This is a genomic window from Dawidia cretensis (genome assembly GCF_018598175.1).
In the GTDB taxonomy this organism is placed as follows: Bacteria; Bacteroidota; Bacteroidia; order Cytophagales; family Cyclobacteriaceae; genus Ohtaekwangia; species Ohtaekwangia cretensis.
This window is the reverse complement of sequence record NZ_JAHESE010000017.1, coordinates 111,514-134,089: the sequence shown is the minus strand read 5'-3', so window position 1 is coordinate 134,089 and position 22,576 is coordinate 111,514. Positions and strand designations below refer to the sequence as shown.

29 protein-coding genes are annotated in these 22,576 nt (G+C 51.9%); 13 read left to right on the top strand and 16 right to left on the bottom strand.

The genetic code is table 11. The annotated features are described in order from the left end of the window. Positions 1-120 precede the first annotated feature (120 nt). Genes KK062_RS16980 through KK062_RS16960 form a run of 5 tightly spaced genes read right to left on the bottom strand, consistent with a single transcriptional unit; the run spans position 121 to position 5,164 of the window. The gene (locus tag KK062_RS16980) at positions 121-714 is read right to left on the bottom strand and encodes a nucleotidyltransferase family protein (RefSeq protein ID WP_254085523.1); all 594 of its coding nucleotides are present in this window, start codon (positions 712-714) and stop codon (positions 121-123) included. 57 nt (positions 715-771) lie between these two features. After that, positions 772-1,968: an XdhC family protein gene (locus KK062_RS16975; protein WP_254085522.1), complete on the bottom strand. Its 1,197-nt coding sequence runs from the start codon at positions 1,966-1,968 to the stop codon at positions 772-774. A gap of 49 nt (positions 1,969-2,017) precedes the next feature. Continuing rightward, entirely contained in the window at positions 2,018-2,443 is a 426-nt protein-coding gene (locus tag KK062_RS16970) for a c-type cytochrome (RefSeq protein ID WP_254085521.1), read from the bottom strand. Between the two features lie 52 nt (positions 2,444-2,495). Continuing rightward, on the bottom strand, positions 2,496-4,643 hold the full coding sequence (locus KK062_RS16965) for a xanthine dehydrogenase family protein molybdopterin-binding subunit (RefSeq protein ID WP_254085520.1): 2,148 nt from the start codon (positions 4,641-4,643) through the stop codon (positions 2,496-2,498). Positions 4,644-4,687: 44 nt separating this feature from the next. Next, on the bottom strand, positions 4,688-5,164 hold the full coding sequence (locus KK062_RS16960; protein ID WP_254085519.1) for a (2Fe-2S)-binding protein: 477 nt from the start codon (positions 5,162-5,164) through the stop codon (positions 4,688-4,690). Between the two features lie 215 nt (positions 5,165-5,379). Here KK062_RS16960 and KK062_RS16955 point away from each other — a divergent pair, with 215 nt between their 5' ends. Beyond that, positions 5,380-5,796: a DUF2141 domain-containing protein gene (locus KK062_RS16955; protein WP_254085518.1), complete on the top strand. Its 417-nt coding sequence runs from the start codon at positions 5,380-5,382 to the stop codon at positions 5,794-5,796. Between the two features lie 31 nt (positions 5,797-5,827). On the opposite strand, the gene KK062_RS16950 is transcribed toward KK062_RS16955, so the two are convergent. The 5 genes from KK062_RS16950 to KK062_RS16930 form a co-directional block, all read right to left on the bottom strand. Continuing rightward, positions 5,828-6,280: a c-type cytochrome gene (locus tag KK062_RS16950; protein WP_254085517.1), complete on the bottom strand. Its 453-nt coding sequence runs from the start codon at positions 6,278-6,280 to the stop codon at positions 5,828-5,830. Beyond that, positions 6,270-6,923: an SCO family protein gene (locus KK062_RS16945; protein WP_254085516.1), complete on the bottom strand. Its 654-nt coding sequence runs from the start codon at positions 6,921-6,923 to the stop codon at positions 6,270-6,272. Before KK062_RS16945 ends, KK062_RS16950 begins: the two co-directional genes overlap by 11 nt. After that, positions 6,916-7,452 (bottom strand): CopD family protein, encoded by a 537-nt coding sequence (locus KK062_RS16940; protein ID WP_254085515.1) that lies wholly within the window; start codon positions 7,450-7,452, stop codon positions 6,916-6,918. The genes KK062_RS16945 and KK062_RS16940 overlap by 8 nt, the downstream gene beginning before the upstream one ends. 14 nt (positions 7,453-7,466) lie before the next feature. Continuing rightward, positions 7,467-8,276: an MOSC domain-containing protein gene (locus tag KK062_RS16935; protein ID WP_254085514.1), complete on the bottom strand. Its 810-nt coding sequence runs from the start codon at positions 8,274-8,276 to the stop codon at positions 7,467-7,469. Positions 8,277-8,345: 69 nt separating this feature from the next. Beyond that, on the bottom strand, positions 8,346-8,687 hold the full coding sequence (locus KK062_RS16930; protein ID WP_254085513.1) for a HesB/IscA family protein: 342 nt from the start codon (positions 8,685-8,687) through the stop codon (positions 8,346-8,348). 69 nt (positions 8,688-8,756) lie between these two features. Between KK062_RS16930 and KK062_RS16925 the strand changes: the two genes are divergently transcribed. The 6 genes from KK062_RS16925 to KK062_RS16900 are packed head-to-tail and all read left to right on the top strand — an operon-like array spanning position 8,757 to position 12,041. Then, positions 8,757-9,278 carry a DUF7935 family protein gene (locus KK062_RS16925; RefSeq protein WP_254085512.1) on the top strand — a complete coding sequence of 174 codons (522 nt, stop codon included), beginning with the start codon at positions 8,757-8,759 and terminating at the stop codon, positions 9,276-9,278. A 54-nt stretch (positions 9,279-9,332) separates the two neighbouring features. Then, positions 9,333-9,734: a YkvA family protein gene (locus KK062_RS16920; protein ID WP_254085511.1), complete on the top strand. Its 402-nt coding sequence runs from the start codon at positions 9,333-9,335 to the stop codon at positions 9,732-9,734. Then, positions 9,731-10,366, top strand: coding sequence for an NAD-dependent epimerase/dehydratase family protein (locus tag KK062_RS16915; RefSeq protein ID WP_254085510.1), 636 nt, complete (start codon positions 9,731-9,733; stop codon positions 10,364-10,366). The genes KK062_RS16920 and KK062_RS16915 overlap by 4 nt, the downstream gene beginning before the upstream one ends. Before the next feature lie 15 nt (positions 10,367-10,381). After that, the gene (dtd, locus tag KK062_RS16910) at positions 10,382-10,834 is read left to right on the top strand and encodes a D-aminoacyl-tRNA deacylase (RefSeq protein ID WP_254085509.1); all 453 of its coding nucleotides are present in this window, start codon (positions 10,382-10,384) and stop codon (positions 10,832-10,834) included. Then, positions 10,831-11,349: an O-acetyl-ADP-ribose deacetylase gene (locus tag KK062_RS16905; RefSeq protein WP_254085508.1), complete on the top strand. Its 519-nt coding sequence runs from the start codon at positions 10,831-10,833 to the stop codon at positions 11,347-11,349. The genes dtd and KK062_RS16905 overlap by 4 nt, the downstream gene beginning before the upstream one ends. A 17-nt stretch (positions 11,350-11,366) precedes the next feature. Next, positions 11,367-12,041 carry a M15 family metallopeptidase gene (locus KK062_RS16900; protein ID WP_254085507.1) on the top strand — a complete coding sequence of 225 codons (675 nt, stop codon included), beginning with the start codon at positions 11,367-11,369 and terminating at the stop codon, positions 12,039-12,041. A gap of 71 nt (positions 12,042-12,112) precedes the next feature. Here the strand turns inward: KK062_RS16900 and KK062_RS16895 are convergent, their stop codons facing one another. From KK062_RS16895 to KK062_RS16885, 3 genes are all read right to left on the bottom strand, one after another. Beyond that, on the bottom strand, positions 12,113-12,709 hold the full coding sequence (locus tag KK062_RS16895) for an energy transducer TonB (protein WP_254085506.1): 597 nt from the start codon (positions 12,707-12,709) through the stop codon (positions 12,113-12,115). Between the two features lie 188 nt (positions 12,710-12,897). Beyond that, complete coding sequence (locus KK062_RS16890) at positions 12,898-13,548, bottom strand: DUF2459 domain-containing protein (RefSeq protein ID WP_254085505.1); 651 nt, start codon at positions 13,546-13,548, stop codon at positions 12,898-12,900. Positions 13,549-13,619: 71 nt separating this feature from the next. Continuing rightward, entirely contained in the window at positions 13,620-14,009 is a 390-nt protein-coding gene (locus KK062_RS16885; RefSeq protein WP_254085504.1) for a hypothetical protein, read from the bottom strand. A gap of 85 nt (positions 14,010-14,094) precedes the next feature. Between KK062_RS16885 and KK062_RS16880 the strand changes: the two genes are divergently transcribed. Together KK062_RS16880 and KK062_RS16875 are read left to right on the top strand one after the other, a co-directional pair. Then, on the top strand, positions 14,095-14,421 hold the full coding sequence (locus KK062_RS16880) for a nucleotide pyrophosphohydrolase (RefSeq protein ID WP_254085503.1): 327 nt from the start codon (positions 14,095-14,097) through the stop codon (positions 14,419-14,421). A gap of 93 nt (positions 14,422-14,514) precedes the next feature. Further along, positions 14,515-15,633, top strand: coding sequence for an acyltransferase family protein (locus tag KK062_RS16875; RefSeq protein WP_254085502.1), 1,119 nt, complete (start codon positions 14,515-14,517; stop codon positions 15,631-15,633). 20 nt (positions 15,634-15,653) lie between these two features. On the opposite strand, the gene KK062_RS16870 is transcribed toward KK062_RS16875, so the two are convergent. The 3 genes from KK062_RS16870 to KK062_RS16860 form a co-directional block, all read right to left on the bottom strand. Then, the gene (locus tag KK062_RS16870; protein ID WP_254085501.1) at positions 15,654-16,361 is read right to left on the bottom strand and encodes a 2-phosphosulfolactate phosphatase; all 708 of its coding nucleotides are present in this window, start codon (positions 16,359-16,361) and stop codon (positions 15,654-15,656) included. 73 nt (positions 16,362-16,434) lie between these two features. Beyond that, a complete protein-coding gene (gene gcvT, locus KK062_RS16865; RefSeq protein ID WP_254085500.1) occupies positions 16,435-17,520 on the bottom strand; it encodes a glycine cleavage system aminomethyltransferase GcvT in 1,086 nt (361 codons plus the stop codon). A 126-nt stretch (positions 17,521-17,646) separates the two neighbouring features. Continuing rightward, entirely contained in the window at positions 17,647-18,108 is a 462-nt protein-coding gene (locus tag KK062_RS16860; protein WP_254085499.1) for a hypothetical protein, read from the bottom strand. A gap of 333 nt (positions 18,109-18,441) precedes the next feature. On the opposite strand from KK062_RS16860, the gene KK062_RS16855 reads away from it, so the two are divergent. From KK062_RS16855 to KK062_RS16840, 4 genes are read left to right on the top strand one after another with little or no spacing between them, the layout of a single operon-like run. Then, positions 18,442-19,284: a prephenate dehydratase gene (locus tag KK062_RS16855; RefSeq protein ID WP_254085498.1), complete on the top strand. Its 843-nt coding sequence runs from the start codon at positions 18,442-18,444 to the stop codon at positions 19,282-19,284. Between the two features lie 13 nt (positions 19,285-19,297). After that, positions 19,298-20,494: a pyridoxal phosphate-dependent aminotransferase gene (locus tag KK062_RS16850; protein WP_254085497.1), complete on the top strand. Its 1,197-nt coding sequence runs from the start codon at positions 19,298-19,300 to the stop codon at positions 20,492-20,494. After that, on the top strand, positions 20,491-21,411 hold the full coding sequence (locus tag KK062_RS16845; RefSeq protein ID WP_254085496.1) for a prephenate dehydrogenase: 921 nt from the start codon (positions 20,491-20,493) through the stop codon (positions 21,409-21,411). Before KK062_RS16850 ends, KK062_RS16845 begins: the two co-directional genes overlap by 4 nt. A gap of 12 nt (positions 21,412-21,423) precedes the next feature. Further along, positions 21,424-22,527 (top strand): chorismate mutase, encoded by a 1,104-nt coding sequence (locus tag KK062_RS16840; protein ID WP_254085495.1) that lies wholly within the window; start codon positions 21,424-21,426, stop codon positions 22,525-22,527. The last annotated feature ends 49 nt before the right edge of the window (positions 22,528-22,576 follow it).

Sequence of the window (22,576 nt, the reverse complement as noted above, 5' to 3'; positions counted from 1 at the left end):
CCGCCGTATGCCGAACGGCACGTACGGTGGTGTGAGAGGACAGTAAGGGAAATAATCCCTTACTTCCTACTCGATTTTAAGGCGTGGCTCAGACTTGCCGGCTTCTCATTTTTAAACTTACTACACAGCGGCGCCGGCGAGGCGTCGATAGTCTTCGGGAGTGTCGATGTCGACGGCGCCTTCGGGGAAGTCGATGGTAGTGGTGATGTCGTGGTGGTGTTGGATGACCTTTTTTGCGCCTTGTTTATCGTCCAGGGCCATGAGCTCGGGGAAGAGTTTTTTGGCGAACAGGGCGGGGACACCGGCGGTGCCGGCGTAGTGGGAGGCAATAAGAGGTGCGTTGGTCTTGCTGTATTTTAATATGATGTTGTTGAGGTAGTGGGCGGTGACGCCGGGCTGGTCACAGACCATGATGAGGGCTGCGTCCGTTTCGGGGGCGATGCGTAGGAGGCGGTGCATGCCGGTTTTGAGGGAATTGCCCATGCCTTTTTCCCAGTCGGGGTTGTACATGACGTCGACGGGTAGGGATTCCAGCATGGCGCGGTGGGCGGCTTCCTGGGCACCCAGGACCACGACGGTGTGAGTGACTGCGGCGTGCAGGGCGGCTTGAGCGGCGTGCCACAGAAGGGGCTCGCCATCGAGTAATAGTTGTTGTTTGGCCTTGCCCATGCGCACTGATGCGCCGGCGGCCAGCAAGACGATTCCGATGTTCATTTTCCCGGGTGTTAAATTTTTATACCGAAGAAGTGCAGATGGTTGCCGCAGGGCTGGTCAGGCTCCCTGTGCGGACCGGGCGGCGTCAGGTGTATGTAAATATACTTGTTTGAAGACTTGATCGCTCAGGCTGTCGCGATGATGTATGGGCGCCTGGCGGTACTTCAGGAAGCCGCCGGAGCGGTTGGAGAACTTGCCCTGGATCTCGCCGGCAATGGCAATGGCGATCTCGTCGGGTGTCTCGGCGCCGATGTCCAGGCCGACGGGGGCGTGGATGCGGTGGTAGTCGTCGGCGGTCAGGGTGATGCCTTCGTTGCTGAATTCTTTCACCATTTTGTCGAAGCGTTTACGCGGTCCCAGGATGCCAATGTAGGGTGTTTCGGTGCGCAGTAGCTTGCGCAGCACGTCGCGGTCGTATTCGTAGTTGTGGGACATTAACACGCACGCCGTGTAAGGCGTGATGGTGAAGTCGCGGTCGACGTACTGGCGCTGGCAGAGCGCGAGCTTGTCGGCGGCAGGGAAGAAGAGTGGTGCGATGTGCGCGACGCATTCGTCCGTGACGGTGACGCCCCAACCGAGACCTTTCATGAGCTGGCTCACCGGGCGGGCGTCGAAACCGCCGCCGAAGAGGATCACATCTACGGTGGGTTGTATAAGCTCGATGAATACTTCTGTTGTAATACCGGCCAGCGCATACTGGCGCGCCTCGGACTTGCGTGTGGTGAACAGTGTTGCCAGATCTGCGGCGATAGCCTGCGCCAGTGCAGGTTGCTGAATGGTTTGATGCAGTATTGTTTGCTCTTCTGTGAGAAGAAGCTTGCTGCCTGTCTCTGTTGGCGTCTCGCTTGCAAAGACAGTGGCGAGCGCGACGGGGCTATTACGTTTGATAATGCTGTCGAAGAAGGTGGCGGCATTCGTGTTGTCGGCGGGGTCGAGGGGTTCGAGCAGTACATCGATGATGCCGTTGCAGCCTAAGCCGATGCCGAGGTTCTGGTTGCTTTCTTCGCTGGTGTCGTAGGTGACGGTGAGCGGCACGCGGTTGCTCATGACCTGGCGGGCTTTGCGCAGGGCATCGCCTTCGAGGCAGCCACCGCTGATGGAGCCTACCCATTTGCCGTCGTCGGTGATCAGCATGCGCGCGCCGGGGCTACGATAGGATGAGCCGCGCACTTTTACCACGGTGGCCAGTACGGCCCGCCGTTGGGTAAAGTCTACCTTGTTATAGGCCTCCAGTATATTCTTAAACTCTTTCATCGGTCGTCACACGTTCATACTTCTTTGTTCGAAAAGCGCCACCAGCCGCTTAGTACGGCTGGTAATCTTTAGATGCTTTGTTCAGTGCCGCGGGTACGTCGGCTGCTTTAACTGCGGCATGTTTGTTACCCCAGGAAGTACGGATGTAGTTGATGACGTCGGCGGTTTCCTGGTCGGTGAGCTCGAAGCCGGTCATCTCGCCGTCGTACTGCACGCCGTTGACGGTAATGGGGCCGCGCATGCCCTTGCGGATGACTTTCACCAGGCGGTCTTTGTCGGCGAGGTAGTCTGACTTTGCCAGTGGCGGATATACACCTTCAAGTCCCTGGCCCTGGTCCATGTGGCAGCTCATGCATTGCGCTTCGTAGATCTCTTTACCCGTGGCCACGTTGTTGCGCGTAGAGGCGGATTGTTTAAACGAGAAGAAGGTGATGCCGGCGGTGAGTACCAGGGCTGTCGTGATTACTTTGTTCATGTATGTGTCTGTCGATCTATTGAATGCTATTCAAATATTATTCCAGGACGCATTATACGGCGTCCAGGCTAAAGGGCAGCTTGCGCACGCGTTTGCCGGTGAGGTCAAAGATCGCGTTTGTCAGTGCCGGGGCGAAGGGCGGCAGGGACGGTTCGCCAACACCGCCCGCTTTTTCTTCGTTGTCCATGATGTGGACTTCGATCTCCGGTGTGTCGATGATGCGTGGCATTTTGTAGGTGTTGAAGTTTTGCTCCACGGCCTTGCCATCGTTGAAGTGCGTGGCGTGTGTTACCGCTGCGCCGAGGCCCATGACGATGCTGCCTTCTACTTGTGCCCGGATGATGTCGGGGTTTACATACCAACCGCAATCCATCACGGCCCATACTTTGTCGATCTTGATCTTGCCGTCGGGTTTCTTCGAGACCTTCACTATTTCGCCTACGATGGTGGAGAAACACTCGGTGATAGCAATTCCATATCCCTCATTTTTCTTGCGATTCTTCCAGCCCGATACTTCTTCCAGTTTATCGGCCAGGGCCTGGTAACGCTCGTCGTGTAAATGCTGACGGCGGAATTCCAGCGGGTCTTTGCCTGCCTTGGCGGCGAGCTCGTCCATGAAGCTTTCCATGGCGAATGCGTTCGTCGAGGCATATACCGATCGCCACCACATGACGGGAATAGGAACATCCAGTGGTGAGTCGGAGAAGTCGTAGTTCGGAATGGCGCGGAAGTATGTTTCGAGAAATCCTTCCGAGCCGGAGTTGTTGTAGGCCTCTTTGTTGGCGTTGAGCCATTGGTGGTCCATGTTCTGTCCGGCGGTGCGCAGGGCATAGGATGTGATGCTGCCATCTTTACTGAGGGAGCCTTTGCAGCCGTATACCATGCCCGGGCGGAAGGGGCCTTGTGTCGTATCGTCTTCGCGGGTCCAGACTACTTGCACGGGTGCTTTAATTTCTTTCGAGATGATGGCGGCTTCGTGCGGATAGTCCATGAACGCCTTGCGGCCGAAACCACCGCCGAGGAAGGTCATGTTGACGACGATCTTTTCTTTCGGCAGGTTGAGCAGCGGGCTGAGGAAGTCTTGTACCCAGTCGGGGCCTTGAATCGGTCCCCAGATTTCGACCATGTCGTCGTGGTAGTGTGCGGTACAGTTTACCGGCTCCATGCAGCTGTGCGACTCATACGGCGTTTCATATACTGCCTCTAGCTTATTGTCAGATTTTTCAAATATACCTTTGGCGTTGCCTTGCGTGCGAATGGAGAGTCCGGGGCCTTTCAGCGATTCGTTCATGCGCGTATACAGCTGCTCGGTGTTGAGGTGCTCGAAGCCGCTGTCGTCCCATTCTACTTTTAATACTTTACGGCCTTGCATGGCGGCCCACAGGCTATCGGCGACAACCGCTACGCCTTCGCGGAAGGTGGCAAACACGCTTGTCTTTACCGGGATGACATATTTTACACCGGGTACCTTCTTTGTCTCGGTGTCGTCGAAGCTTTTCACTTTTCCCTGGAAGCGCGGGTTGCGTTCTACCACGGCGTAGAGCATACCGGGCAGGCGCTTGTCCATGCCGAAGATGGCTTTGCCATTTGTCTTCGACGGTGTGTCCTGGCGCGGTATAGGCTTGCGAATGATCTTATATTCCTCAGGCAGTTTGAGCTTGACGTGTTTGGGTGGTGTGAGCTTGGATGCCTCTTGTACAAGCTCGCCGTAGTGGAATTTTTTACCGCTGGGTTTATGAATCACGTGGCCATTCTCGGCGTAGCATTCGCTGTGCGGTACTTTCCATTTGTTGGCGGCGGCTTCGATCAGCATCTCACGTGCGGTGGCGCTGAGGTTCAGCAGCTTCTTATAGGTGCCGCGTATGGTGGAGCTGCCACCGGTGATCTGGCTGCCGTATTTGGCACTGTTGCCTTGCGCGAAGACGATGTTGACGGAGTTTAAGTCTACTTCCAATTCTTCGGCGATGATCTGGGGCACGGATTGAAAAGATCCCTGGCCCATTTCGGCGCGGTGGTTGGTGATGGTGACTTTGCCGGAGGTATCAATGGAGATCCAGGCGTTGAGGTCGACGCCCAGGTTGTCGGCGGTGTCCACTTTCAGGATGGACGTTTCTTTGCCGTGGGAGTAAAAGCCCAGCGTAAGGGCAGCGCCCGTAAGGCTGGAAAGTTTTATGAAGTTTCTTCTGGATAGCGTGCTCATGGTATCGTAGTGTCTGTAGGATACGTATGCTGTAGAGTATAAATTTAGTTTGACGCTTTTTGCGTCATGAGCGTAGAGGCTGTTTTGATGGCCTTGCGTATGCGCGGATAGGTGCCGCAGCGGCAGATGTGGCCTTGCATCGCGGTGTCGATATCTTTGTCAGTGGGCAGCGGTGTTTTCTTAAGCAATGCTGTAGCGGCCATGATCTGCCCCGACTGACAGTAGCCACACTGTGGTACTTGCTCGGTGATCCACGCTTGTTGGACGGGATGGCTGTTGTCGTCGGAGAGGCCTTCGATGGTGGTGATATTTTTGCTGGCCACTGCCGATACCGGCAGCGAGCACGAGCGCATCGGTACGCCGTCGAGGTGTACGGTGCACGCCCCACATTGGGCAATGCCGCAGCCATACTTTGTACCGGTCAGTCCGACAATATCACGGATGACCCAGAGCAGGGGCATCTTCGGATCGGCGTCGACGGTGTAGTTTTTGTTATTGATCTTGAGTGTTAGAGATGCCATGGTGCAGGTGTTTGAGTTGCTAACAGGTTTAAGTTACGAAATTTGGAAGTAAAGGAAGCACTTCTTCCGCAGCCCAGATGTACTCATTTCCGGGGAAGTTGCATTTGTGTTACAAGTGGTGCCGGGGAGTGGACGAACGACAGATTGTAGCGGATGGAAAAAAGGTGGTATTTCTGTATATTGATTAGAATGGTTTTAAATAAGGTGTTTGCGCTATGAAAAATCTATTATCGATCGTTTTGTTATGGCTGCCGGTGATGGCGTGGAGCCAGGGTTCTATCGAAGTAAAAGTGACGGATATTCGCGAGGCGAAGGGGGATATTCGGGTGGGGTTGTTTAACAACGAGGGTACGTTTTTGAAGACGGCAATTGAGGGGAAGGTTGTGAAGGCTTCTAAGGAAGACGTGACGGTGGTGTTTGAGGATTTACCCGCGGGGGATTATGCGGTAAGTGTGCTACACGATGAGAATGGGAATGGGGAGATGGATAGCAACGTAGTGGGTATCCCTAAGGAGGGGTTTGCGTTTGGGAATAATGCGATGGGGACGTTTGGGCCGCCTTCGTTTGAGAAGGCGAAGGTTGTAGTGAAGAAAGAGCGGGTGCGGCAGGAGTTGAAGTTGAAGTACATGTAGAATAAGACCGAGTGTCGAGTGTGAGCGTGAATTACTGGCATTTGGAGAGTATTTGGGTGGCTTCGCGGACGTCGACGATGCCTTGATGGTGCGACCAGGTGTTGTAGATGTAGGTGGCGATCTCGGCGATTTCTAAGTCTGTGAGTGTTGGGATAGGGGGCATGGCTTTGTTAAAGCTTTTGCCGTTTACAATTAGCTCGCCTTGTTTGCCGTGGCGCATGAGGCAAAGAACTTCCGGGCGATTTTTCTCCATGTAGTCGGAGACGTTGAGCGGCGGGAAGAGCAGGCCGAGGCCGGTACCATTTTTCTGGTGGCAGTTGCTGCAGTGTTTGGCGTATAGCTGCTCGCCTTGAATATAATATTGTTTGAATTTGGTATCGCCTTCGGGTACCGATCCCGTGGTGTCGTCCTGTTTGTTGCCTGAGCAAGCCAACAGTAAACTTCCCGTCAGGGCGGCGACTATCAATACATACTTACTTCGCATTTTCTTTTTCCAGGCGGCGGATGTCAATCAGCAGTCGGTTTACGTCTTCTTCTTTAGTGCCATCGTATTTACCGCGGATTCTGCGTTGTTTGTCGATGAGCAGGAAAGCACCACTATGGATGAAACCGTCGGGTTCTTCTTTGGCTTCCATCGCCGTGGCGAAGTAGCTTGTTTGAGCGATCTTATAGATATCGTCTTTTGCGCCGGTTACGAAGTGCCATTTGTCGCTTTTTACACCAAGTCGCTCGGCATAGTCGTGCAACAGGCCTACCGTGTCGTATTCCGGGTCGATGGTGTGTGAGAGGAACAGTACGTTCGAGTCGTCTTGAAGGGAGTCGTACGCCCGCAGCATCTGTGTTTTCATGATGGGGCAGATGGTGCGGCACGACGTGAAGAAGAAGTCGGCGATGTAGATCTTGTTATCGAACGTGCTGTTGGTGATGGTGGCACTGTCCTGGTCTACGAATTTGAAATCGGCGATGGTGTGGTACACGGTGTCAGTGCCGTTTACTTCGCGGGCACCGAGGATCGGCAAGGGCACTTCCTTCTTTTCAATGCAGGCTGCAGGTAATAATATTACGGCGAGCAGTACGGGGGATAGGTATGAAAACAGCGCGCGGGACATAGTGTTTGTCTTAATCATTTTTGCGGAATTTCTTATAGGTGCGGATGCCGATCATGATGAGGATAGTGACTGCCAGCAGGCCGGCGAGGCCCCAGAGCATGCTCAGCGCATTTTTTAATACGATCAAAAATACAATGCTGATCAGGAAGAGTGTAGCCACTTCGTTCCAGATGCGCATTTGGGTGGAGGTATATTTTACCACATCGTTTTGCAACTGACGGAGAATGATGTGCAGAGAGATGTGGTAGAGGTATAGAAAGAACACCAGCGTGAGCTTGATGTGCATGAATCCCATGCTGAGCCATTCCGGCTGGTTGATGACCATCGAGGTACCCAGGCACAGGGTGACGACGGCCGAAGGCCATGTGATGCCAAACCACAAACGCGACGCCATAGTCTTCAATTGCTTCAGCACGATCGATTTCTCGGGTTCGCTTTTGCCGTGCGCTTCGACGATATAGACGAAGAGGCGCGGTATATAAAACAGACCGGCAAACCAGGTGACGACAAAGATGATGTGTGCGGCTTTTAAATACAGGTGCGTCATCGGCCTACGGAGTGCTAGGAGTTAGTGGTTTGTATGGTGACCGGGTCGCCTACGGTGATGTATTGCAGGTCGAGTGCGACGGCGTTTTGGCCGAAATATATCTTGTTGTTGCGCGAACGATACTTCGCCAGCGTCTTCAGCGGCTCTTTACCTTTTTCGGCTGTATCCTGATCGACGGTGGTCAACACGCATCGTGCGCAGGGCTTTACGCCGACAAAGCGGGTGTCGCCAATACGAAAGTCACGCCAGGTGTCTTCGGCGTACGCGTCGGCGCCGGCGATCACCAGGTTCGGGCGGAAACGGTTCATCGGCAGCGGTGTGTCGAGGCGGCTATTAAGGTCGTTGAGCGAGCCTTGGCCAATCACCAGGAAGGGATAGGCGTCGGCCAGTCCGACGTGTTCGTCGTTTACTTTATATGTAGGATCTACCGGTCGGGCGTTGTCTTCCGGAAAATATACCAGGTGGGCATTCATTCCCATACGGGAGGAGAACCATTGGTCGTATTCGCTTCCTACGCCCTGGGCGGTGACGGTGTCGTCCCAGATACGCACTTGCTCGGGTTCTGCCAATGCAGCCGGTACGGCGGGCAGCGTGAGGACATCATTATGATGACGGATCAGGATCTGGTCGCCTTCCAGCGAAAGCTTGAACAGGGCCATGATGGGGTGCTCGCGTTGGGTGAGGCATACGTCATCGGAGCCAACGAGCATAAAGCGACGGTCGTACTGTAGTCCTTTGCCCATGACGCGGGCAGATGTCAGCGGGATGCCGCCGAGGGATTTAATGGGGTAAATCCAGATTTCGGTGAGTCGGAGGTCGGTCATTGTACCGCTTCAACGTGTTTTGCGGGGTAAAGGTACAGTTAAATGTCGAGTTTGGGAGCGCTTCTTCGACTAGGTTTCGGCAGGCAGACCCTCCTTCGCTTTTGCTTCGGTGGGCAAGTCCACGAATGTGAAGCCGCGGGCGTCTTCGCCGTCGTAAAAGTCGACTTCCTTGCCGATGATGTACATGGTGTGTTTTTTGTCGACGTAGACGGGGATGCCGGCGATGGTGTAGGCCAGGTCCGTGTCTTTTTGTTTGTCAAAGCCGATCAGGAGGGCCACGCCGCCGCAACCGCCGCCTTTGATGCCTACCCGCAGGCCATAGTCGGCCGGGATGTTCTTGGTTTCCATGATTTTGCGAACCTCTTCGGCAGCACGATCGGACAGTGAAATAGGGCGCAGGTTGTCAAACATGAAAATAAACGCTTAGTGATACAAAATTATTAACTTTCAAACCGTAAATAAAGTTTACTTTTTGCACGTATGGATGTACTTATTGAGTTTGGTAAAATACTAATTCCTGCTTCTATCGTTTTGTATTTGGCGTATTTGCTGGTGCGCATGTTTATCGAAAAGGAAATTGAGCTGAAAAAACTGGAGGTGCGGAGCCGCAGCATCGAGACGCTGCTTCCCAACCGGTTACAGGCTTACGAGCGGATGACGCTGTTCCTGGAGCGCATTTCGCCGCAAAACCTGCTGGTGCGGTTAAACGCACCCGGCATGCCGGCCCGGGAGTTCCACCAGCTGCTGCTGGCCGAGATCCGGAATGAGTACAACCACAATGCCTCCCAGCAAGTGTACATGAGCGAAGAGGTATGGAACCTGTTAAAGGGTGCCAAAGAAGAACTAATTGTGACGATCAACGACGCGTCCAGTGAAATGGGACCGGAAAGCTCGAGTCTGGATCTTTCGAAAAAGATCTTTGAGAAGTCGGTCAATAAACCTGTAGACCCCATGGCCCACGCCCTGACGGAGCTGAAGAAAGAAATTCAGCGCATATTCTAGGCGGGCGCGACGCCAGGTGGAATAGATTGTTGAAAACACCTAACAACGAGAAAGATGCTGAAGAATCGTTTTTTTGATCTGGCGCTGAGCAAGGCGTCTGGTATTCTGGGAACGCGCGGACGGCTGGTGCTGCTGCTGACAAAGCTCGGCATGAAGTTGAAAGGTGTTTCCTGGAAAGATGTTAATGCCGCCGCAGCCAGGGAGAAGCTCATCGTGCTGGGCCGTATTTCACGTGCGTATGCTTCCGGACAATACCGCGAGGTGCCCTGGAAAACTATGGTAATGATCGTCGCCGCGCTGGCGTACTTCGTCATGCCGATTGATCTGTTACCCGACCTCATGCCCATCACGGGGCTAACGGACGACGTGGCCGTGCTCGTAGCGGTATACAATGCTGTTAGCGTAGACGTAGACAAATTCTTGCTGTGGGAGAAAAACCGCTCTCTGGTGGCATGAGAACAGCGCTGATTGCCGGGGGCACCGGTCTAGTGGGAAGTCAACTATTACAGCTTTTACTGGAAAGCGACCGCTATAGTAAAGTGGTGGCGCTCACGCGTACGGAATTGCCTACGCACCCCAAGCTGGAACAAGTACCTGTTACGCAGGAGACCCTGAGCGGCGGTCAACACTTGAAAGCGGACGATATCTTTTGTTGCCTGGGTACTACCATTGCCAAGGCGAAGACTAAAGAGAATTTTTACCAGGTAGATTTTTATTATCCACTGCTGCTGGCGCGGAGTGGCTACTCCAATGGTGCCCGCCAATACATACTCATCTCGGCGTTGGGTGCCGACAAAGAATCGTCGGTATATTATAACCGCGTGAAGGGTGAAGTAGAGGAGGCGATTTGTGCGGTTGGATTTGAGGCGCTGCATATCTTTCGTCCTTCGTTATTGTTAGGTCCTCGCCAGGAGCAACGCACGGGAGAAGATGCGGCGAAGTTTATCTATAAAATATTGGGGTTCCTGATTCCTGGAAAGTATAAGGCTATTGATTCCGTGAAGATTGCGCGGGGTATGTTGCACTATGCGTCACAGGAGCAGAAGGGAATTTTTATTCATGAATCTAAAGATTTGCAGCAGTTCTGATGCTGTGTGTGCTCTATGATTGCGGTTATTCAACGTGTCACGTCTGCCTCTGTTACGATCGATCAACGTGTGAAAGCTTCCATCGGTTCCGGGTTGCTGGTGCTGGTGGGCATTGAAGATGCCGATACGGCCGAGGATATAACCTGGCTTTCGGGTAAGCTTGTGAACCTGCGCATCTTTAACGATGCCGAGGGGGTTATGAATCAAAGTGTTAAAGAGCAAGGGGGCGACATTATTGTCGTGAGTCAGTTTACGCTGCAGGCCAGTACCAAGAAAGGGAACCGGCCGTCGTACCTCAAAGCGGCGAAGCCGCCCGTGGCGGTGCCGTTGTATGAAGCGTTTGTTAATGCCGTGGCGGCCGAGCTGGGCAAGGATGTGCAGACAGGTGAGTTCGGTGCGGACATGAAGGTGAGCTTATTGAACGATGGTCCGGTGACGATCATTATCGATACTAAGAATAAAGTATGAGTAAGATAGAGGTCATGCAAGGCGATATCACTACGCTAGCGACGGATGCCATTGTGAATGCTGCCAATACCAGCCTAATGGGGGGTGGCGGTGTGGACGGTGCGATACACCGGGCCGGGGGACCGCAGATATTGGAGGAATGCCGCAAGATCGTAGCCCGGCAGGGCGGGTGTCCGACGGGCGAGGCGGTGATCACGACGGGAGGGAAGTTGAAGGCGAAGTATGTGATCCACACTGTCGGGCCTGTTTGGAATGGCCGGCCGAAAGACGACGAGCTACTAACATGGGCGTATGAGAATAGCTTGCGTGTAGCGGTGGAGAATGGTGTGCGGACGGTGGCGTTCCCGAATATTAGCACGGGTGTGTACCGCTTTCCGAAAGAGCAAGCGGCCGATATTGCGATTGCTGTTGTGCAGCGCTTCCTGGAGAAAGAATCTGCTTTGGAGAAAGTTATCTTTTGTTGTTTCGATGCTGAGAACCTGGCATTATACCAGGCAAGATTATCGAAGTCGTAATGATTTAAACTGTAGTCATGATGCGTTACGTATTGCTTTTTGTTTTTCTACTGCCCCTGCTAGCGGTTGCGCAGAAGAATAAGTATGGTTTGAATCCTACCGGGCTCGAAGCGTATAAAGTTTCTGTAAAAGAGAATTCCGCGAAGGAACTAATAGACCTGGAGAAGTTAATACCGGGCCTCGTGCTGGACATACGGTATGCTACGACTAACAATTTTACCGGGGAGCGTATTTATACCCTGGCGAAGGCATATGCGCGCAAGCCTGTGGCGGAGGCGTTGAAGCGGGCGCAAGCGGCCTTGAAAGACAAGGGTTTGGGAATAAAGGTATTTGATGCCTACCGGCCGTATAAGGCTACGGTGAAGTTCTACGAGGTCTATCATGATACGACATATGTTGCATCGCCTTATAAAGGATCTCGTCACAACCGGGGGTGCGCCATTGATATGACGCTGATCGATCTGAAGACAGGACAAGAATTGAAGATGCCTACGGGATATGATTCATTTCAAAAGGCGGCCTGGCCTACTACACCTGTAAAAGATCCCGAGGTTCGTAAGAACCGGGCGTTGATCATCGAGGTGATGAAACAGCAAGGGTTTAAAGTCAATGGCTCAGAATGGTGGCACTTCGATTTTATTGGCTGGACCAAGTACGATGTATTAGATATTGATTTTGAAGAATTGCAGTAAACTGCAAGGGAATATTGAATAAAACAAAAAAGGGCTTTAAAAGCCCTTTTTGTATTTCTGCTAAAACCGAATTACTCCAGTTCAAATGTTATTGGTATGCTGAAAGCTGAAGAAACAGCTTTTCCTTTTTGTTTGGCTGGCTGCCAGCCGGGCATGGATGCAACGACACGTACAGCTTCTTCTTTCAGCGCCAGGTCTACATTTTCGCCGACCGCGTCAGATGCCACGACGTCCTGCACCTTTCCCTTGTCATCGACAACAAAGTCTATAAATACTGTTCCTTCTACACCATTGTCACGTGCTGCATCGGGGTACTTCAGATTGTCGTTCAGATATTTTCGCATGTCCTGCTCGCCGCCGGTGTATTCAGGAACTACTTCCGGTTTAATGTAGATTAATTTCCCCTTTGCATCTTTATAGGATATAGACTTCTTTGCCTTTTCAGCTGCAGCGGTGGCTCGTTGTGCCTCTCGTTCCGTACGTTCCTGAGCAAGCTTTGCCCGGCGGGCAATTTTTTCTTCCGCTTTTTTTGTCGCCAAAGCAGCCTCCTGGTTAGCAAGGGCAGTACTGTCGGCTGCTCGTTGAGCAGCTTCCTTGCTCTTGGTGTCACAACCCTGACAGAGGGTAAAAAGGAATACTAGTGTTAAAACATTAAAACGCATGTTCATATGATAGGTTTATTAGAATGTATATATTCTGTTTACCTAAATTATGATGCCTACCCCGACAGTGATTTGGACGATTGCCAAAGAACACCATTCAGGGCGCGATCATGCAAACTACTGTTACGCTATATGCTTTCTAATCTTTCTTACATTTATACCTTTGTGGCACGCACAGATTTTTGTTGCCATATTTATTGTTTGTGCACATTGATCAAGCCGAAATCAAACGGTGTCCAATAACACGCCTTTAGGCCACTTTCTTTGAAACCGCAGTTGACCCAGGTGTTACAGGTCATCAGGCAAGAGTACCCTCCGTTTGCTTTGTAGAAATTGTCGCGCGGCGTGTAGCCAGCGTCTGGCAGTATGATCTTGTGGTTGTTGTCTAATTGGAAGGATTTTAGAATATAGTCGTGTAATTTTTCCAACTCGCTTTCCTGTAGGTTGACTTCGGTCCAGGATGTGCTTTTCTGTCTATATCGGGTTACGTGCATGAGCGTTGGTCCGTTTAAGAACATGGCCTGAAATGCGTTTTTAACGGTTAAGTCAGCCCATGTAGGGGTGTTGATATAGAAGTTTTCGTTGCCCCAACCAAACGATATATATTCTTCATTTTCCAGCTGAATGATGTCGTCCAGAAGCCTGGTGGGTATGTCTTTTTTGGGTATGACGATGTCTAAATGAACGCCGTTTGTGTTTAGATACACGGTCTTACTCCTGGCGGTGGTTTCATCTGGATTTTTGTTTATCGTGATGGAGGTCAATAAAAAGGCTATTGTAAAATACCCTGCAGGGATGGCTACCAGGAGAAGGAGGCATTTTAGTATCCTCTTAAATACTTTCATTTTTTTGCAGCTTATCGGCAAGTGCCGTTTAGTTCAAGATCGTTGAAATTAATTTTAAAGCACGGTAGTAACTATTCGATGAGCTTCTTTAAATAGAAAGTCAGCGTATCATCTGTAACTTTAAAGTTCATGCTGTTGAAGGGGATTCGTTGTGCTATCTCGATCTTCTCTATTTTATAGACTTCGTTGTTGTCATCGTATTCGATCGTTAATTGGCCTTTGTGGTATGTTCTTTTCTCTACGGCGAAGTGGTAATCGGGACGACCACCCAGGTAGTGAATTTCAAAATACCCCAGGGAATCCGTGTTATACGGTTGCTTGTCAAAGGTCACGGTCGCGTCTTTTATTGGCTTTTCGGTCTGGGAATCCAATACAAAGCCACGATAGGAAATAAGATAATCGCAAGATGCCAGCGTTGCCAAAAGGAGGCAAGCGGCAACGGATTTAAGCAGGATGTTCATGGCCCCCTTTATTCTATAAACCCCTTGTGGTAACCCAGTTTCGTTTTGATATTATTTTTGTGAACTTACCGCCAAACTTATCAACATGTCCCTGCAAGAAGCACAAGAACGGGTAGACCAATGGATTACTACTACCGGCGTACGTTATTTTAACGAGCTTACGAATATGGCAATTCTGACGGAGGAGGTGGGTGAAGTCGCGCGCATCATGGCCCGGCGGTATGGCGAGCAGTCGGAGAAAGAATCGGATAAAGGCAAGGACCTGGGCGATGAGATGGCCGATGTGCTGTGGGTACTGATCTGTCTGGCGAACCAAACGGGCGTAAATCTGACAGAGGCGTTTGAGAAGAACCTTGCCAAGAAGACGGTGCGCGATCAGGATCGCCACAAGAATAATCCTAAGCTCCAGTAGCGTGTAACCCACGCGTATACAAAAGTGTGTCTATGTGCACTTGGTGCTGTCGGAAAAATGAGGCAGATTCGTATACCTTAACTATACCTACTTATGGCCGAAAACCAGCGCTTCCTGGCCTTGGACGTCTTCCGGGGAATGACCGTTTGCTTTATGATCATTGTGAACTCGCCGGGTGACTGGAGTATTGCCTATCCGCCCCTGCTACACGCCACATGGCATGGCTTTACGCCCACCGATCTTGTTTTTCCTTCGTTCCTGTTTGCCGTGGGGAATGCCATGGCGTTTGTGATGTATAAATATGCCGGGCAGGAGGGGAGTAGTTTGTTCTGGCGCAAGACATTGAAGCGGTTTGCTATTATCTTCTTGTTAGGCTTTCTGATGTATTGGTTCCCGTATGTAGACTTTCACACCTGGACGTTAAAGCCTTTTGCAGAAACGCGAATACTGGGGGTGTTGCAGCGGATTGCGATTTGTTACCTGATTGTTTCTATTGTGCTGTACTATGGTTCGAAGACCTTTGCTGTCGTTTTTAGTATCGTGGTACTGCTGGCGTATTGGTTTCTGCTCTATGCGTTTGGTGACACGGTTGATCCCTATAGCATGACTGGTTACGCGGGCAATGCGTTGGATAAATTTCTATTAGGAGAGTCGCACATATACCATGGCGAAGGTATGGCGTTTGAGCCGGAAGGAATCTTGAGTACGTTGCCGTCGTTGGTGAATGTGATTGCGGGGTATCTGGCGGGGGACTTTATAAGGAAGAAGGGTGTGACGTATGAAACACTGGCGAAGCTGTTGATGGTGGGGGCGGTGTTGATCTTTGTGGCGTTGACGTGGAATACGGTGTTTCCGATCAATAAGAAGATCTGGACGAGCTCGTTTGTGTTGGTGACGGTGGGGCTGGATTTGTTGTTGATCCCGTTGCTGCTGTATGCGATTGAGATGATGAAGCGCACAAAGTGGACGGGTTTCTTTGTGGTGTTTGGGAAGAATCCACTGTTTATATACCTGTTGTCGGAGTTGTTGTTGATTACGTTCTATCTGATTCCGGTGGGTGAGAGCAATGTTGTGGGGTGGTTATTTCATGATGTGTTTGGGAGCATTGCCAGTCCGATGAATGCTTCTTTTCTGTTCGCTTTCTTTTTTATGATGATTTGTTGGGTGGTGGGATACCTGCTGGATAGGAAAAAGATTTATATACGCGTCTAACCCTTCTCAAATTAAATCATTTATGCCTTCACCAGGAAGCCGTCTTTCAGGACGGGGACGACGTCGTATTGGTCGGGGGTGAGGCAGAAGCTGATGTCTTTATAAATATTAAGCTTGGCGAGGCGGCGGACGTGGCTGGCGTCTTTGAGGAAGTGCATCATGTCGGTCTTGGCCTGGTTGTATAAGTGTTGGGCCATGACGGGGGCGTCGCAGTCGGGTTCGATGTGTTCTTTTAGTATTTCGACGAGGGCTCCGGCAAAGAGGGTGTCTTCCTGGTTTACTTTTCCTTTCCAACCGGCACATACGACCAGTACGTTGTTGGCGCCGTCGAGCAAATAATTGGCTACGGCCGACAAGTTGAGGAAGGAGCCGATGATGATCTCGCGGGCACCTTCGGATTTGGCAATGGCTTGTGTGCCGTTGGTGGTGGTGAAGGCAATCTTTTTGCCTTTCAGGTAATCTTCCATGTATTCAAACGGAGAGTTGCCCAGGTCGCAGCCTTCTACTTTTTTTCCGTCGCGTTCACCGGCGGTATAATATTCATCCGACTTCATAGCGATGCAATCTTCCAGGCGCGCAAAGGGCTTGATACTGTGGATGCCGTGTGCCAGGGCCGTGGTCATGCAAGACGTGGCGCGGAAGATGTCTACTACGACTACGGTGCGGTCGTGTACATTATAGAGGTGCATCAGCTCGGGGCTGAGGCATACGTCGATGGTTTTCGTCATACGTTTTATAGAAAAAATATGCCCCGGAGTTCCGGCGGGTAGGCCGGGCTCCGGGGCAGCAATATACGTTCAATTATCCGATCAGCGGAAGCTTGCTGACCTGTGCTTTCAGGGCTTTGCCGCGCACGTCGATGGCGATCTCGGTACCGACGGCGGCGTTCGGGGTAGTGACATAGGCCAGACCAACGCCAATACCCAGCAGTGGCGACATGGTGCCGGAGGTAACTTTACCAATCACGTTGCCCGCCGTATCTTTTACAGCGTAGTCGTGGCGGGGTATGCCCTTCTCGGCCATCTTAAAGCCTACCAGTTTTTTGGTCACGCCGTCGTCTTTCTGCTTCTTCAGCGCGGCGCTGTTGGTGAATTCTTTTGTGAACTTGGTGATCCACCCCAGGCCTGCCTCCAGCGGCGACGTTGTGTCGTCGATGTCGTTGCCATACAGGCAGAAGCCCATCTCCAGGCGCAGGGTATCGCGGGCACCCAGGCCGATCGGTTTGATGCCAAACTCCGCGCCGGCTTCAAAGACTGCCTTCCATATTTTCTCGGCGTATTGCTTCTGTATATAGATCTCAAAGCCACCTGCACCCGTATAGCCGGTGTTGGAGATGACCGCGTCAGGCACGCCGGCAAATTCGCCGATCGCAAAGTGATAGTATTTGATGGCCGACAGGTCAGTCTTTGTAAGCTTCTGCAACGTGGCAGCGGCCTTGGGTCCTTGTACCGCAAACAGGCACGTGTCATCGGAGATGTTTTTCATCTCTACGCCTTTGGTGTTGTACTGGCTGATCCAGTTCCAGTCTTTATCGATGTTGCCGGCGTTGACAACCAGCAGATAATCGTTGTCTTTGATTTTATATACGATCAGGTCGTCTACGATGCCACCGGTCTCGTTCGGCAGGCAGGAGTATTGTGCCTGGCCGTCTACAAGCTTGGCTGCGTCGTTGCTTGTTACGCGCTGAATGAGGTCGAGGGCGTTTGGGCCTTTGAGGGTGAACTCACCCATGTGCGATACATCGAATACGCCCACACCGTTGCGTACGGTCATGTGCTCTTCAATGTCGGAAGAATAGCGCACGGGCATGTTAAAGCCTGCGAAGGGTACCATCTTACCTCCCAGCGTTGCGTGGAGATCGTTGAGGGGAACGTGTTTTATATCCATAGTGCTCGTTTAGGTGGCGCAAATGTAATTAAATCTTATTTCCATACACGTGTCAAACAAAAAGAGGCATCCCCTAAAGGAGCCTCTTTTTATACGTGTTAATTTTAATTTTATACCGGTTGCGGATCAATGTATAGCTTCGGCTTTTGCGATGGCTTGCTGAATGTTTTCTTGCACCTTCTTTACTTTCTCCATTTCATTTTCCAGGTACTCGCGGGTCTTCTCTTCGTCTAGCGAGTCCGGTTGCGGGTTGAAGGCGCGCATCCATACCATCATGCCGTCGCTGGCAGAGTCCAGTTGGGTGATGGTCTGCTCTATTTCTTTTTTCTTGTCATCGGCCACGCCGGTTTCCGACAGTTTCTTTTTAAGGCCTTCTTTCAACTTGTAGATATCGTTCATCTTGGGCATGACCTCGTCGTGTACTTTCATGACTTCTTCCCCCAAGGCCTGGTTCGGGCTACCGTCGGCCGCGGGATGCTCGTGGTCGTGACCATGTTCGTGATCATGGCCGTGCTCTTGATTTTTGGACCCGCAGGCGCCCACCAGCAGGGCGGAAACGAACAGGGCGGTTTTCAGGGTTGTGCTCATTTGGATATCGATTTTTGCCAAAAGTACAATTCCCGCGTGAATTTGCCCGTAACTGATTGACTAACAATCATTAGTTTCTTGAAAAGTTTGTAAAAGATGCTCCCTGCACTTTGATCTGCGAAAAAAATGCGTGTATCTTTGAAGCACATCAGAATAGAAATGAACACAAATACATTCTTTTATTTTTACTACTACTTTTTTAGACCCCAGACGGGACTCTAAGAGTAGTGTTATTGTAAAAGAATAGCAAGATAACTCAGAAAGGTCCCGGTTAGCCGGGACTTTTTTTTTGTGCTTGATTTCAGATGCGATGGAAGGGAACAGATTACGTATATGGCCAAAAAGAAGAAATTAAAAATCGCAATTCAGGGTATCACAGCCAGCTTTCACGAGGTCGCCGCCTTCACGTATTTTACCGAGGCGATCGAAACCGTCGAATGCCTTTCGTTTCACCAGCTGTGTGAGAGCCTGAAGCATGGTTACAGCGACTATGCGGTGATGGCCATTGAGAACTCCATCGCGGGCAGCATTCTGCCAAATTACTTTCTATTGCAAGACTATCACTTCAGCATCATCGGTGAGCTGTACCTGCCCATCCACATGAACTTGCTGGCACTGCCGGGTACCAAGCTGAGCGACATTAAGACCATTGAGTCGCATCCCATGGCCATCCGCCAGTGCTCGGACTTCCTGCATTCTTTGAATGGCGTAGAGATACGCGAGAGTGATGATACAGCGCTGTCGGCCCGCCGGGTGAAAGAGCTGAAGCTGAAAAATACAGCGGCTATTGCCAACGAATTTGCCGCCAAGAAATTCGGACTGCAGATCCTGGAAAAACGTATCGAGACGCACAAGAAGAATTTCACGCGTTTCCTGGTCCTGGCCAAGCGTGCCGACCGCAAGATCGAAAGCAACAAGGCGTCTATGTGTTTTGAGGTAGCCAACGAGGTGGGTAGCCTGGCGGATGCGCTTACCACATTTAAGGACAACCGTATTAACCTGACCAAAATCCAGTCGATTCCGATCATTGGCCGGCCGAGCGAATACTCCATTCACATTGATGTGGAGTGGCGCCGCCGCAAGAACTATGATGATGCCATGAGCGCCGTCATGCGGCAGGTAAAGAACCTGAATGTTTTAGGGGAGTATAAAAAAGCGAAGGTCGAATACAAGTAGCCATAGAGAGCGTATGATACAGACAGCGAAACGAATTGCCAATGTGGAAGAGTACTACTTCAGCCGGAAGCTGGCCGAAGTACGAGGCCTTGACACGCCCGAGCTGCGGGTGATCAACCTGGGCATTGGCAGCCCAGACCAGGCGCCGTCTTCAGCTACGATCGATGCCCTGATTGCATCGGCGAAGAACCCTGCACACCACGGTTATCAGAACTATAAAGGTATACCGGCATTCCGCCAGGCGATTGCCGACTTCTACCGTAGGGTATATAATACCACGCTGAACACCGAAACCGAAATCCTGCCGTTGATGGGCTCGAAGGAAGGCATTATGCACATCGCCATGGCCTTTGTGAACGAAGGTGATGAGGTGCTGATTCCCAATCCGGGTTACCCCACGTATTCTTCTGTTGCTAACCTGGTGGGCGCCACACTGCGTCCTTATGCATTGAAAGAATCGTTGAACTGGGGCATTGACATTGCCGAGCTGGAGAAGAGCGATCTGTCGAAGGTAAAGATTATGTGGGTGAACTTCCCACACATGCCGACAGGCCGTGTTGCTTCACGCGAAGAGCTGAAGGCCTTGGTGGACCTGGCGCGCAAGCATCAGTTCCTGATCGTAAACGACAATCCGTATAGCCTTATTCTGAACGACAATCCCATGAGCATCCTTTCCATTGAAGGTGCCGACGAGGTGGCGCTGGAATTGAACTCGCTGAGCAAGTCGCACAACATGGCGGGCTGGCGCTTAGGCTGGGTAGCAGGTAAGAAAGAATTTATCGACGCGGTGCTGAAAGTAAAAAGCAACATGGACTCGGGCATGTTCCTGGGCTTGCAACATGCGGCGACGGAAGCGCTGAAGAACGGCGAGGTATGGTTTAAGGAACTGAACCAGGTATACCGTCAACGTAAGCAGGTGGCACTACAGCTGCTGGACGTGCTGGGCTGTACGTATGCCGATCAATCGGGATTGTTTGTATGGGCGAAAGCGCCCGACCACATTGCCGATGTGGAGAAATGGATTGACGAGATCTTATACGGCACGAAGGTGTTCATCACCCCGGGCTTTATTTTCGGTGAGGCTGGACGCCGCTACATCCGCGTGTCGTTGTGCTGTACCGAGACCATGCTGCAAGAGGCATTGGAACGTGTGAAGAGCTTTTTAAAGAAACAGGCTGCTGCGCCAGCCGCAACGACCGCGAAAGTATGAACGTAGCTGTAATAGGGTTAGGATTGATTGGCGGCTCGATGGCGCTCGACCTGCGACACGCCGGACTGGCAACGTCGCTGACGGGTGTAGACCAGAATGCTGAGAACGGCGAACAGGCCGTGGCCCTGGGCCTGGTAGACCGTGTGTTGCCTGCAGACGTAGCGTTGCGCGACGCCGACCTGGTGATTGTGGCGATACCGGTAAATGCCCTGGCTAAAACACTGCCTGCGGTGTTGGACTTAGTGAAGTCCGAGGCGGTCGTATTGGACGCAGGCTCTACCAAGAGCTCGATTTGCCGCGCGGTCGCGAACCACCCCAAGCGGGCGCAGTTTGTGGCGGCGCATCCTATTGCCGGTACGGAGAACTCCGGCCCGACAGCGGCCTTCCGTGGGTTGTTCCAGCGCAAGACCAATATCATCTGCGAGCAGGAGCGTTCTTCCGAGCATGCCCTGACCGTTGCGCGCCGTGTATTCGACGCCCTGGAGCTGAATACAATCTTTATGGAGCCGGAGGAGCATGACAAACACGTAGCCTACGTTTCGCACCTCTCGCACGTCAGCTCATTCTTGCTGGGACAGACTGTACTCGACATCGAGAAGGACGAGAAAAACATCTTCGCGTTGGCGGGGAGCGGTTTTGCGTCTACGGTGCGGTTGGCGAAAAGCTCGCCGGCCATGTGGGCGCCGATCTTCGAGCAGAACCTCGATTACCTCAGCCAGGCGTTGCAAGAGTATATCATGCACCTGCAACGGTTCCACTATCATTTGCTAAAGCGCGACACGCAGGAGCTAAACCGTATCATGTCCGGCGCGAATGAGATCCGCCGCGTGCTGGACGGTATCGAGCTCAAAACACAGCAACAGACTCAACAACAAACTCAACAACAAACACCATCATCATCTACTGTAAAAATCTAACTACTCACCCATATGAAACATTCTTTGAAACTCGAATCGATGTCTTCCTGGTTGCCAACCGCCAGCAAACCCGTTATCATCAGCGGCCCGTGCAGCGCAGAAACAGAAGAACAAACCATTGCCACCGCGAAGCAACTGGCGGCTACTGGTAAAGTCCACGCACTGCGCGCGGGTATTTGGAAGCCCCGCACCCGGCCGGGCCAATACGAAGGCGCCGGCGAACCCGGCCTGCAATGGCTGGCGGCAGCGAAGAAAGAGACTGGCTTGCCGATCACGACCGAAGTGGCCAATGCCGCCCACGTTGAGGCCGCGCTGAAAGCAGGTGTTGATATTCTGTGGGTGGGTGCCCGTACAACGGTAAACCCTTTCTCAGTGCAAGAAGTAGCCGACTCGCTGAAAGGTGTTGACATTCCGGTGATGGTTAAGAACCCCATCAACCCCGACCTCGAGCTGTGGATCGGCGCGCTGGAGCGTTTGAACAAAGCTGGTATCACGAAGCTGGCGGCTATTCACCGCGGTTTCTCCTCCTTCGAGAAAGGTCCCTTCCGCAACGCTCCCATGTGGGACATGAGCATCGAGCTGAAGACCCGCATTCCCGAGCTCGACATCATCTGCGATCCGAGCCACATCGCCGGTAACCGTGACCTGATCGCCCTGATCTCGCAAAAAGCGCTCGACCTTGACATGGCCGGTCTGATGATCGAAAGCCACATCAACCCCGATGCTGCGTGGAGCGACGCGAAGCAACAAGTTACTCCGGCTGTATTGGGCAAGATCGTAGCAGACCTGGTGGTCCGTACAGTGTCGTCTGACAGCAAGACTTTCAAAGATACCCTGAGCATCCTGCGCGAGCAGATCGACCAGTTGGATGACGAGATCATGTCGAAGCTTGCTTCGCGCATGAAAATCTCGGAGAAGATTGGTCAATACAAGAAAGAAAACAATGTGACGATCCTCCAGGTAAATCGCTGGGAGGAGATCATTCAGACCCGCATCACGCTGGGTAAAGCCATGGGCCTGAACGAGGACTTCACACAGGAGTTGCTGAAACTGATCCACAACGAGTCGATCCAGCTTCAGACAGCCGTTATGAACAAGGTGGCTGAACGCGTGTAAATATTGTATTTATTATCGCCCAGGAAACTTGCGGTGCTGTGAAACTAAC